9 protein-coding genes are annotated in these 11,521 nt (G+C 52.6%); 5 read left to right on the plus strand and 4 right to left on the minus strand.

The features are described from left to right. Positions 1–31: 31 nt before the first annotated feature. Positions 32–913: an HTH-type transcriptional activator IlvY gene (gene ilvY, locus J1779_RS04590; RefSeq protein WP_136375578.1), complete on the minus strand. Its 882-nt coding sequence runs from the start codon at positions 911–913 to the stop codon at positions 32–34. A 186-nt stretch (positions 914–1,099) separates the two neighbouring features. On the opposite strand from ilvY, the gene ilvC reads away from it, so the two are divergent. Beyond that, a complete protein-coding gene (gene ilvC / locus J1779_RS04595) occupies positions 1,100–2,575 on the plus strand; it encodes a ketol-acid reductoisomerase (protein ID WP_056772344.1) in 1,476 nt (491 codons plus the stop codon). An 89-nt stretch (positions 2,576–2,664) separates the two neighbouring features. On the opposite strand, the gene ppiC is transcribed toward ilvC, so the two are convergent. Continuing rightward, complete coding sequence (ppiC, locus tag J1779_RS04600) at positions 2,665–2,946, minus strand: peptidylprolyl isomerase PpiC (RefSeq protein ID WP_056772340.1); 282 nt, start codon at positions 2,944–2,946, stop codon at positions 2,665–2,667. A gap of 175 nt (positions 2,947–3,121) precedes the next feature. On the opposite strand from ppiC, the gene rep reads away from it, so the two are divergent. Next, positions 3,122–5,146, plus strand: coding sequence for a DNA helicase Rep (gene rep, locus J1779_RS04605; RefSeq protein ID WP_183850347.1), 2,025 nt, complete (start codon positions 3,122–3,124; stop codon positions 5,144–5,146). Positions 5,147–5,207: 61 nt separating this feature from the next. On the opposite strand, the gene gppA is transcribed toward rep, so the two are convergent. Beyond that, complete coding sequence (gene gppA / locus J1779_RS04610; protein WP_122096505.1) at positions 5,208–6,701, minus strand: guanosine-5'-triphosphate,3'-diphosphate diphosphatase; 1,494 nt, start codon at positions 6,699–6,701, stop codon at positions 5,208–5,210. Positions 6,702–6,707: 6 nt separating this feature from the next. Next, complete coding sequence (gene rhlB, locus J1779_RS04615; protein WP_056772328.1) at positions 6,708–8,000, minus strand: ATP-dependent RNA helicase RhlB; 1,293 nt, start codon at positions 7,998–8,000, stop codon at positions 6,708–6,710. 118 nt (positions 8,001–8,118) lie between these two features. Between rhlB and trxA the strand changes: the two genes are divergently transcribed. The 3 genes from trxA to wecA all read left to right on the plus strand — a co-directional run bounded on the left by trxA (position 8,119) and on the right by wecA (position 11,500). Next, positions 8,119–8,445: a thioredoxin TrxA gene (gene trxA / locus J1779_RS04620; RefSeq protein WP_013577537.1), complete on the plus strand. Its 327-nt coding sequence runs from the start codon at positions 8,119–8,121 to the stop codon at positions 8,443–8,445. A 411-nt stretch (positions 8,446–8,856) separates the two neighbouring features. Continuing rightward, on the plus strand, positions 8,857–10,116 hold the full coding sequence (rho, locus tag J1779_RS04625; RefSeq protein ID WP_056772325.1) for a transcription termination factor Rho: 1,260 nt from the start codon (positions 8,857–8,859) through the stop codon (positions 10,114–10,116). Between the two features lie 298 nt (positions 10,117–10,414). Next, entirely contained in the window at positions 10,415–11,500 is a 1,086-nt protein-coding gene (wecA, locus tag J1779_RS04630) for a UDP-N-acetylglucosamine--undecaprenyl-phosphate N-acetylglucosaminephosphotransferase (RefSeq protein ID WP_217202961.1), read from the plus strand. Positions 11,501–11,521 lie beyond the last annotated feature (21 nt).

Raw genomic sequence — 11,521 nt, forward strand, 5'->3', positions numbered from 1 at the left:
AAAGCGTCCCGTTTTTTATTGCCTGAAAGGCTCAGAGTAACTGCCAGAACGCGTCAATCAGCGGTTCGTTGAGGCGTTTTTTCTGCACGCAGACGCCCAGCTCCAGCGGTGCGCCGGCCGCAACGTTATCCAGAATGGTAATGCGGTTGCGGATGGATTCCGGGCTGTTGTCGACCACGACCGACGGGATCAGCGCAATGCCGCAGCCAAGCGCGACCATCGAGACAATCGCTTCATGGCCGGACACCGTGGCGTAAATCAGCGGATTAGTCAGACGGTTGCGTTTGAACCAGATGTCGATACGTTTTCGCGCCGGGCCATGCTCGGGAAGAATAAACGGGATCCGCGACCAGTCGGGATGAGGTTCGCTGACCTGGGTGCGTACCGCGCAGGGCAGGGAAGGCGAAATCAGGATCATTGAGATTTCGCCAATCTTTGCGAAATCGACGCTGCCCGGCAGACTTTCAGGATGTCCGGCGATACCTAAGTCCGCGTCGGTAGACTGCACTTTTTCGACCGCATCGGCGGCATCGCCGGTGGTCAGTTTGATTTCGACCAGCGGATGCTGTGCGCGGAAGCGGTCCAGAATCGGCGGCAGGTGGCTGTAGGCGGCGGTCACCGAGCAAAACAGACGCAGTTCGCCGCTCAGCGTCGGGCCATGCTGATCCAGCCCGCTGCGCAGTTGCTGGTAATGCAGCAGCGTCTGCTGGGCAAAGTTTCTGAGCTGTTCGCCCGCGCTGGTCAGCTGCACGGTGCGGTTATCACGCTGAAACAATGGCTGGCCGAGCTCCTCTTCCAGCCGCTGGATCTGGCGCGAAAGCGTGGACGGGCTGACATGCATCGCCTTCGATGAACGGCCAAAATGGCGGCTTTCCGCCAGATGTAAAAACAGTTTCAGATCACGTAAGTCCATAACGATTACCCGGTTTTCTCGCATTAAAGATGGCTGTTCATGAGTATTGCATAATCTGCAACGTCATCTTCGTAATATATCAATTTAAGCAATATGTCGCATGACATATAGTGAATTCACGGCGTTCACCGGCTCACCGGTGAAACAAAAAATAACAGCACTTACCTCGAAAGAACGGAGCAAGACATGGCTAACTATTTCAACACACTGAACCTGCGTCAGCAGCTGGCACAACTGGGCAAATGCCGCTTCATGGGTCGCGATGAATTCGCTGACGAAGCCAGCTACCTCAAAGGTAAAAAAGTGGTGATCGTGGGCTGTGGCGCACAAGGTTTGAACCAGGGTCTGAACATGCGTGATTCTGGCCTGGATGTGTCATATACCCTGCGTGCAGAAGCGATTGCCGAGAAGCGCGCTTCATGGCGTAAAGCGACTGAAAACGGCTTTAAAGTCGGCACCTACGAAGAACTGATCCCGCAGGCCGATCTGGTGGTTAACCTGACGCCAGACAAACAGCATAGCGCGGTAGTAAAAGCCGTCCAGCCTCTGATGAAAGATGGCGCAACCCTGGGCTATTCCCACGGTTTCAACATCGTTGAAGTGGGCGAGCAAATCCGTAAAGACATCACCGTGGTGATGGTTGCGCCAAAATGTCCGGGTACCGAAGTACGTGAAGAATACAAACGCGGTTTCGGTGTACCGACGCTGATCGCAGTTCACCCGGAAAACGATCCGAAAGGCGAAGGCATGGCGATTGCTAAAGCCTGGGCAGCAGCCACCGGTGGCCACCGTGCGGGCGTTCTGCAGTCTTCCTTCGTTGCCGAAGTGAAATCTGACCTGATGGGCGAGCAGACTATCCTGTGCGGTATGTTGCAGGCCGGTTCTCTGCTGTGCTTCGACAAACTGGTTGCTGACGGCGTTGATGAAGCTTACGCAGAAAAACTGCTGCAGTTCGGCTGGGAAACCATCACCGAAGCGCTGAAACAAGGCGGCATCACGCTGATGATGGATCGTCTGTCCAACCCGGCGAAACTGCGTGCTTATGCGCTGTCCGAACAACTGAAAGAGATCATGGCGCCACTGTTCCAGAAACACATGGACGACATCATCTCCGGCGAATTCTCCAGCGGCATGATGGCTGACTGGGCGAACGACGACAAAAACCTGCTGACCTGGCGTGAAGAAACGGGCGCCACCGCGTTCGAAAACGCACCTCAGTTCGACGGTAAAATCTCCGAGCAGGAATACTTCGATCACGGCGTTGTGATGATTGCGATGGTGAAAGCGGGCGTTGAGCTGGCCTTCGAAACCATGGTGGCTTCCGGCATCATCGAAGAATCTGCTTACTACGAATCACTGCACGAGCTGCCGCTGATCGCCAACACCGTTGCACGTAAGCGTCTGTACGAAATGAACGTGGTTATCTCTGATACCGCTGAATACGGTAACTACCTGTTCGCTAACGCCGCCGTACCGTTGCTGAAAGAGTTCATGACCACGCTGCAGGCGGGCGATTTGGGCAAATCAGTGGCTGAAACGCAGGTTGATAACGCACAGCTGCGTGATGTTAACGAAGCGATTCGCAATCACCCGATCGAGTCAATTGGCCGCACTCTGCGCGGTTATATGACAGATATGAAACGCATTGCGGTAGCGAGTTAATTCGTTAACCCTCAGGTATGAAATAGAAATAAAAAGGGCACTGCATGAAAATGCGGTGCCCTTTCTTTTGGTTCTGACAGAGGCAGAACTTAGTTGCGGTACAAAATCTTAATGATGTGGTAACCGAACTGAGTGTGCAGCGGGCCTTGTGGCTCGATCAGCGGTGCAGAGAAAACCACTTTATCGAAAGCCGGCACCATTGCGCCTTGCTTGAATTCACCTAAATGGCCGCCTTTCTTACCTGACGGGCAGGTAGAGTGCTTTTTAGCCAGCTTCTCAAAATCGCCACCGTTCTTCAGTTGTTCCAGAAGTTCCAGTGCCTGTGCTTCTTCCTTTACCAGGATATGCATTGCTGCAGCAGTTTTTGCCATGATGTAGACCTTTTTGCGAGAGTGTTTCCAGACGCGTAATGTAACATCTGCAACGGCGCATGGGGAATCCGGCCTGCGTTCCGGGATAACAAATTGCACGGTAAAGCCTGTCAATCTCAGCCGACGTTTCTGCTACAATCGCCGTCCTTGTCTATCAGGTGAGCAAAAATACGCCATGCGATTAAACCCCAGCCAACAACACGCCGTCGAATCTGTCACCGGACCCTGCCTGGTTCTGGCGGGTGCCGGCTCCGGCAAAACCAGGGTGATTACCAATAAAATCGCACACCTGATCCGTGAATGTGGCTATCAGGCACGTCACATTGCGGCCGTGACCTTTACCAACAAAGCCGCGCGCGAAATGAAAGAGCGTGTCGGACAAACCCTCGGGCGCAAAGAAGCGCGGGGGCTGCTGATTGCCACCTTCCATACGTTGGGGCTGGAAATCATCAAACGCGAATTTGCTGCGCTGGGCATGAAATCTAACTTTTCTCTGTTTGACGATCAGGACCAGCTGGCGCTGCTCAAAGAGCTGAGCGAGAAGTGGCTGGAGAACGACAAAACGTTATTGCAGCAGCTGGTTTCCACGATCTCAAACTGGAAAAATGATCTGGTGGATCCTTCTCATGCCGCCGGACTGGCGCGTTCGGAACGCGATCAGATTTTCGCGCATTGCTACAGCCTTTATCACGACCACATGCGCGCCTGTAATATTCTCGATTTCGATGATCTGATCCTGCTGCCGACGCTGCTGTTGCAGAAGAATGAAGAAGTGCGCGAGCGCTGGCAGAACAAGCTGCGTTATCTGCTGGTCGATGAATATCAGGACACCAACACCAGCCAGTACATGATGGTGAAACTGTTGGTGGGTAACCGCGCGCGCTTTACGGTGGTAGGGGACGATGACCAGTCGATTTACTCCTGGCGCGGTGCACGACCGCAAAACCTGGTGCTGCTGAAAGAAGATTTCCCGCAGTTGCAGGTGATCAAGCTGGAGCAGAACTACCGTTCCACGCAACGCATCCTGAAAGCCGCCAACATCCTGATCGCCAATAACCCGCATGTGTTCGAGAAGCGTTTGTTCTCTGAGCTGGCTTACGGCGAATCACTGAAAGTTGTGACGGCAAATAATGAAGACCATGAAGCGGAACGCGTCGTGGGCGAGCTGATCGCTCATCACTTCATCAATAAAACCGCTTACGGCGATTACGCGATTTTGTACCGCGGTAATCACCAGTCGCGTCTGTTTGAAAAAATGCTGATGCAGAACCGCATTCCGTACCGGATTTCCGGCGGCACCTCTTTCTTCTCACGCCCGGAGATTAAAGACCTGCTGGCGTATCTGCGCGTGCTGACCAACCCGGACGACGACAGCGCTTTCCTGCGTATCGTGAATACGCCGCGTCGCGAAATCGGTGCCGCCACCTTACAGAAACTGGGTGAGTGGGCGAATCAGCGTAACAAAGGGTTGTTCAAAGCCAGTTTTGATATGGGGCTGAGCCAGTCCCTGACCGGTCGCGGGCTGGAATCTTTGCAACGTTTCACCCACTGGATGGGCAATATTTCCGAGCTGGCAGAACGTGAACCGGTCGCCGCCGTGCGGGATTTGATCCACGGCGTTGATTACGAAAGCTGGCTGTTCGAAACGTCGCCGAGCCCGAAAGCCGCCGAGATGCGCATGAAAAACGTCAATCAGCTGTTCAGCTGGATGACCGAAATGCTCGAAGGCACCGATCTGGATGAGCCGATGACGCTCACGCAGGTGGTCACGCGCTTTACGCTGCGTGACATGATGGAGCGCGGTGAAAACGACGAAGAGTTGGATCAGGTCCAGCTGATGACGCTGCACGCCTCAAAAGGCCTTGAGTTCCCGTATGTCTATCTGGTCGGTATGGAAGAGGGGCTGTTGCCACACCAGAGCAGCATTGATGAAGATAACGTGGATGAAGAGCGGCGTCTGGCTTATGTGGGAATTACCCGTGCGCAGAAAGAGCTGACGTTTACCCTTTGCCGTGAGCGTCGCCAATATGGTGAGCTGATCCGCCCGGAACCGAGCCGTTTCCTGATGGAATTACCGCAGGACGATCTGGCGTGGGAAAGTGAACGTAAAGTGGTGAGCGCGCAGGAACGCATGGTGAAAGGGCAGAGCCATCTGGAAAAAATCCGTGAGCAACTGGCGAAAGCCAAAGGCGGAAACTGACAGACAAAGAAAAGGCAGGGGATAAACCCTGCCCTGGTAGTATGACGGTGTGTCGAAAAATTCAGCTCTGCTCTTCGACAAACAGCGGCCAGTGGACATAGCTCTGCCAGTGACTTTCCTGTTCTAACTCTTCGGCCCGCAGCGGATGCTGTTCCAGCCAGCCCTGCGGCACAATCACACTCAGCTCATCATCGTTAGCGCGTAAACGCACGGCAGGCAATGTGTCGTCGCGACGACGGCTGGCAAAGATAATCGCCAGGCGCAGAATTCGGCAAAGGCGCTGCGCCAGACGCGGCGGCAAAGCATTTTGCTCATTCAGCAACGGCAAATCGAGTGTGCTGTTCTGGTTCTGCAGAAGGGTCGCCAGCAGTTTTTTCTGTGCCGGAGTGAAACCCGGTAAGTCTAAATGCCGGATCAGATAAGCCGCGTGTTGCGGGGCCTTTTTGAAATCGACGCTCAAACCTATTTCGTGGATCAGACAGGCGCTGTTAAGTAACTCACGGGCGCGGGCATCCAGCTTCCATTCCTGTGCCACCTGCAGCGAGAAGTTCTCCGCCAGCTGTGCCACGCGTTGCGCCTGCTCGTTATCCAGCAGATAGCGACGTTGCAGATTCCGCAATGTACGCTGGCGAATATCGTGCTCGATCGGCAAATGCAGCATGCCGTACACCAGACCTTCGCGCAGCGCGCCGCCGGCCAGTGTCATCGTTTCGATGTTCAGCGTTTTGAAAATGGCGATCAGAATGGACAGTCCGCTTGGGAAAACCAGCGCACGTTCGAGAGTCAGGCCTTCAATTTCCAGCTCTTCCAGTTTGCCGCACTGAATCGCGCGCTGTTTGAGCTGCTGAAGTTTTGGCAGAGTGATGCGCTCATCCATGCCTTGCGCGACCATGATTTCCTGCAAAGCCTGGACGGTGCCGGAAGCACCGACGCAGATTTGCCAGCCGTTCGCGATAAGATCCGGTGCCACCGGCAGGATCATCTCAATCGCAGCCTGTTCGGCCTGATCGAAGTTTTCCTTTGCCAGATTGCGGTCGGTAAAATAGCGCTCCAGCCAGGTCACACACCCCATTGGCATGCTGAAAAGGGTAATCGCCTGTGCGCCGACACCGGTCACTAATTCGGTGCTGCCGCCGCCAATATCCACCACCAGACGTTTATCCGGACCACCCGTGGTATGGGCGACGCCGTGATAAATCAGGCGGGCTTCCTCTTCACCGGTAATCACCTGAATCGGGCAGCCAAGGATTTCCTGCGCTTTGATGAGAAATTCATCGGCATTACTGGCAAGCCGCAGCGTCGCCGTGGCGACCACGCGGATTTGTGCGCGTGGGATATCCTGCAATCTTTCAGAAAACAGCTTCAGGCATTGCCAGCCGCGTTGCATGGCTTCCTGAGAAAGCAGGTTCTGCTTATCCAGACCGGCAGCCAGACGCACTTTGCGCTTGATTCTGGCGAGGGTCTGGATACTGCCTGCCACCTCACGAACAACCAGCATATGAAAGCTGTTAGAGCCCAGATCGATTGCTGCGTAGAGTGAGGTGGAGCTTAGCATAGGTTATCAGCCCGGACGTTTACGGTTGCTGCGCGGTGCACTGCTGCGACGCGAAGACGAATTGCTGTTACGACGCGGACCATTGCCGGTGCGTGAACGTGCCAGACGTTTTGGCGCAGGCAAATCAGTCAACAGTGCTTCGCTGCTGTATTTGCTGACCGGAATACTGTGGCCGGTATAGGTTTCGATCGCCGTCAGGTTCAGGGCATATTCTTCACATGCCAGGCTGATGGAATGACCGCTCAGGCCAGCACGGCCGGTACGACCGATGCGGTGAACGTAATCTTCACAGTCATCAGGTAAGTCATAGTTGAAGACGTGTGTCACGGCAGGAATGTGCAAGCCGCGCGCAGCCACGTCGGTGGCGACCAGAATATCCAGCGTGCCTTTGGTGAAGTCTTCCAGAACGCGCAGGCGTTTTTTCTGAGGCACGTCACCGGTCAGCAAACCGACGCGATGACCATCGGCAGCCAGATGGCCCCAGACGTCTTCACAGCGGTGCTTGGTATTGGCGAAAATAATGCAGCGGTCTGGCCATTCTTCTTCAATCAGCGTCTGCAACAGGCGCATCTTTTCTTCATTGGAAGGATAGAACAGCTCTTCCTGAATACGGTGACCCGTTTTTTGCTCCGGTTCGATCTCAATCGACTCGGCATTATTCATGTTTTCAAACGCCAGTTCTTTCACGCGATAGGACAGCGTTGCTGAGAACAGCATGTTCAGACGTTCAGTAGCAGGCGGCATCCGGCGGAAGATCCAGCGGATATCTTTGATGAAGCCCAGATCGAACATGCGGTCTGCTTCATCCAGTACCACCACCTGAATCGCGCCCAGGTCGATGTGGTTCTGTTTTGCGTAATCGATAAGACGGCCAGTGGTCCCAATCAGGATGTCCACGCCGCTTTCCAGAACTTTAAGCTGTTTGTCGTAGCCGTCACCGCCGTATGCCAGACCTAATTTCAGGCCGGTAGACTCGGATAATGCTTCGGCATCGGAGTGGATCTGCACCGCGAGTTCACGTGTAGGTGCCATGATCAAGGCACGCGGCTGGTTGGTCTTACGACCCTCCGCAGCAGGGTGAGAAAGCAGATAATGGAAAGTAGACGCTAGAAAAGCCAGCGTCTTGCCGGTACCGGTTTGCGCCTGACCTGCAACATCACGCCCAGCGAGCGTGATTGGCAATGCTAATGCCTGGATAGGTGTGCAGTAATGGAAGCCTTTCTTTTCAAGGGCTTCCACTGCAAGCGGGTGCAGGGCGAAGTCGGAAAACTTCTTTTCGGTCAAGTGTGTTTTGCTCATAGTGTGGTAGAATATCAGCTAACTATTGCTTTACGAAAGCGTATCCGGTGAAATAAAGTCAACCTAATGTTGGTTAATGCTACATCAACAAGGTAAAGATAATCCTTTGGAGTAGAACATGAGCGATAAAATTATTCACCTGACCGATGACAGTTTCGACAACGACGTATTGAAAGCCGAAGGGCTGGTGCTGGTCGATTTCTGGGCTGAGTGGTGCGGACCATGTAAAATGATCGCTCCGATTCTGGATGAAATTGCCACTGAGTTCGAAGGCAAGCTAACCATCGCGAAGTTGAACATCGACGAAAACCCAGGTACTGCACCTAAATACGGCATCCGTGGTATTCCTACCCTGCTGTTATTTAAAGGCGGCGAAGTCGCAGCAACTAAAGTTGGCGCACTGTCGAAAGGTCAGCTGAAAGAGTTCTTAACAGCTAATCTGTAAGCGGTCGGGATGACCCAAGCCAGGTGTTTAGCGGGCTGCCGTGTTTTTCACAATGTCCGCTAGACGCCTGTCAAGAAGCGTGCTAAGTTTACGCTTACTGCAAATAGAGCTTACCTGTAGTTTGATTCTTACGTTTTACTCTGTTGTGTCAAAAACATCTGCCTGATAGTTTCTTTGAATAAAAATTAAATTGAACTGGCACTGTGCTTGACCATCTAACGGTTTTGAAAAAATCGGCTTTAAGACACCTCAATATCAGTTTGCCCCTCTAGAATCGCTCGCTGGCGGCTGCCTGCGGCTGGATTTTTAAGCTGTTACTTGAGTGTTCTACACAAACAGGCATGGATGACCCTGCCATACCCATTCACGACAGATGTTCGAGACATACCCCGAGTTTAAGAACCCACCATTATGAATCTTACCGAATTAAAGAATACGCCGGTCTCTGACCTGATTGCACTCGGCGAAAATATGGGACTGGAAAACCAGGCCCGCATGCGCAAGCAAGACATTATCTTTTCAATATTGAAGCAGCATGCTAAAAGCGGAGAAGATATCTTCGGTGATGGCGTCCTCGAGATATTGCAGGATGGATTTGGTTTCCTCCGCTCCGGAGACAGTTCCTACCTCGCAGGCCCCGACGACATCTACGTATCTCCAAGCCAAATCCGCCGCTTCAACCTTCGCACTGGCGACACCATTTCCGGTAAAATCCGCCCACCTAAAGAAGGTGAACGCTATTTTGCCCTGTTGAAAGTTAATGAAGTTAACTTCGACAAACCAGAAAACGCCCGCAACAAAATCCTGTTTGAAAACTTAACCCCTCTGCACGCAAATTCACGTCTGCGCATGGAACGTGGTAACGGTTCAACCGAAGATTTAACGGCACGTGTACTGGATCTGGCTTCTCCAATTGGTCGCGGTCAACGTGGTCTGATTGTTGCTCCGCCGAAAGCCGGTAAAACCATGCTGCTGCAAAACATCGCTACCAGCATTGCGTACAACCATCCTGACTGTGTGCTGATGGTTCTGCTGATTGATGAACGTCCGGAAGAAGTGACCGAGATGCAACGTCTGGTGAAAGGCGAAGTTATCGCATCCACCTTTGACGAACCGGCTTCCCGCCACGTTCAGGTAGCCGAAATGGTTATCGAAAAAGCGAAACGCCTGGTTGAGCATAAGAAAGACGTCATCATCTTGCTGGACTCCATCACTCGTCTTGCTCGTGCTTACAACACCGTGGTTCCGGCGTCAGGTAAAGTCCTGACCGGTGGTGTTGATGCCAACGCCTTACACCGTCCAAAACGTTTCTTCGGTGCAGCACGTAACGTGGAAGAGGGCGGAAGCCTGACCATCATCGCGACCGCGCTGGTCGATACCGGTTCTAAAATGGATGAAGTTATCTATGAAGAATTTAAAGGTACCGGCAACATGGAACTGCATCTGGCGCGTAAAATCGCTGAGAAACGTGTGTTCCCGGCCATCGATTACAACCGTTCTGGTACCCGTAAAGAAGAGCTGTTGACCACGTCTGAAGAGCTGCAAAAAATGTGGATCCTGCGTAAAATCATCCATCCAATGGGTGAAATTGACGCGATGGAATTCCTCATTAACAAGCTCGCCATGACCAAAACCAATGACGATTTCTTCGACATGATGAAGCGTTCGTAATTTGGTGTAAAAGTCAGCTAACGCCACGCTAAGCCGTGGCGTTTTTTGCATTTGGTGGCTACCATAATGCAACTTCGGAGAAATAGTCAGATTATTCGGATAATAACTGATGGTTTTTCCATTGCCCTTTCTTTATTTTGTCGGCGGACTGTCTGATGACATAAAGAAAGGGCAACAGATAAGGTATTGCCTGAGACAAACCATCACTGTCACCCCATGATTAGATATAAGACTGTGAGGTTTATGATGTTCTTGCGCTCAACTCCACGCACCTTATTTTTGCAGAGATCTCTTAACTGTGAACTTACTCAATATGAGTACTGAACTCGTCGTCGTTTTCTTATTTTCATTCCTGTTTTTATTTGTTGCCAGGAAGGTTGCGTATAAAATCGGGCTGGTAGATAAACCCAATTTCCGCAAACGCCATCAGGGTATGGTTCCACTGGTCGGCGGTATCTCCGTTTATGCAGGGATCTGCTTCACCTTCTTCATTACCGATTATCGAATCCCCCACGGTCAACTTTATCTGGTCTGCGCAGGCTTGCTAGTGCTCGTCGGTGCGCTGGACGATCGCTATGACATCAGCGTAAAAATCCGTGCGCTGGTGCAGGCGACGGTCGCGGTCATCATGATGAGTTTTGCGAACCTCACGCTGCGTAATCTCGGCCATCTGATCGGCCCGTGGGAAATGGTGCTCGGGCCGTTTGGCTATCTCTTCACGCTGTTTGCTGTCTGGGCTGCGATCAATGCTTTTAACATGGTCGACGGCATAGACGGTTTACTGGGCGGACTTTCCTGCGTCAGCTTTGGTGCGATGGGCATCATCATGTACGACAGCGGACACATGGAGCTGGCATTGTGGTGCTTCGCGATGATTGCGGCGACGTTACCTTACATCCTGCTTAATCTGGGTGTTTTGGGCCACCGCTACAAAGTCTTCATGGGCGATGCGGGCAGTACGCTGATTGGCTTCACGGTGATTTGGATCCTGCTGCAAAGCACGCAAGGCGAATCACATCCAATGAATCCGGTGACCGCGCTGTGGCTCATTGCCATCCCGCTGATGGATATGATTGCTATTATGTATCGTCGGCTGCGCAAAGGCATGAGCCCGTTCTCGGCTGACCGTCAGCATATTCATCATTTGATCATGCGCGCCGGTTTTACTTCCCGGCAGGCCTTTGTTTTGATCACCCTTGCGGCTGCAATCCTTGCGGTTATTGGCGTAATTGGAGAACATCAGCCGCTGGTGCCTGAATGGCTGATGTTGGTTTTATTCTTCCTCGCATTCCTGCTTTACGGCGTGTGCATTAAACGCGCCTGGCGGGTTGCACGGTTTATTAGACGGGTAAAAAGGCGTTTACGCCGCTCCTCCGTTCACTGATCAATTTTAACCCGAGGCTTA

Source organism: Rahnella rivi (assembly GCF_019049655.1).
Classification (GTDB): domain Bacteria; phylum Pseudomonadota; class Gammaproteobacteria; order Enterobacterales; family Enterobacteriaceae; genus Rahnella; species Rahnella rivi.

Coding starts and splice junctions, on each gene's coding strand:
- rho (WP_056772325.1), top strand. CDS start 8,857: ATGAATCTTACCGAATTAAAGAATACGCCGGTCTCTGACCTGATTGCA.
- trxA (WP_013577537.1), top strand. CDS start 8,119: ATGAGCGATAAAATTATTCACCTGACCGATGACAGTTTCGACAACGAC.
- ppiC (WP_056772340.1), bottom strand. CDS start 2,946: ATGGCAAAAACTGCTGCAGCAATGCATATCCTGGTAAAGGAAGAAGCA.
- rep (WP_183850347.1), top strand. CDS start 3,122: ATGCGATTAAACCCCAGCCAACAACACGCCGTCGAATCTGTCACCGGA.
- ilvY (WP_136375578.1), bottom strand. CDS start 913: ATGGACTTACGTGATCTGAAACTGTTTTTACATCTGGCGGAAAGCCGC.
- gppA (WP_122096505.1), bottom strand. CDS start 6,701: ATGCTAAGCTCCACCTCACTCTACGCAGCAATCGATCTGGGCTCTAAC.
- ilvC (WP_056772344.1), top strand. CDS start 1,100: ATGGCTAACTATTTCAACACACTGAACCTGCGTCAGCAGCTGGCACAA.
- rhlB (WP_056772328.1), bottom strand. CDS start 8,000: ATGAGCAAAACACACTTGACCGAAAAGAAGTTTTCCGACTTCGCCCTG.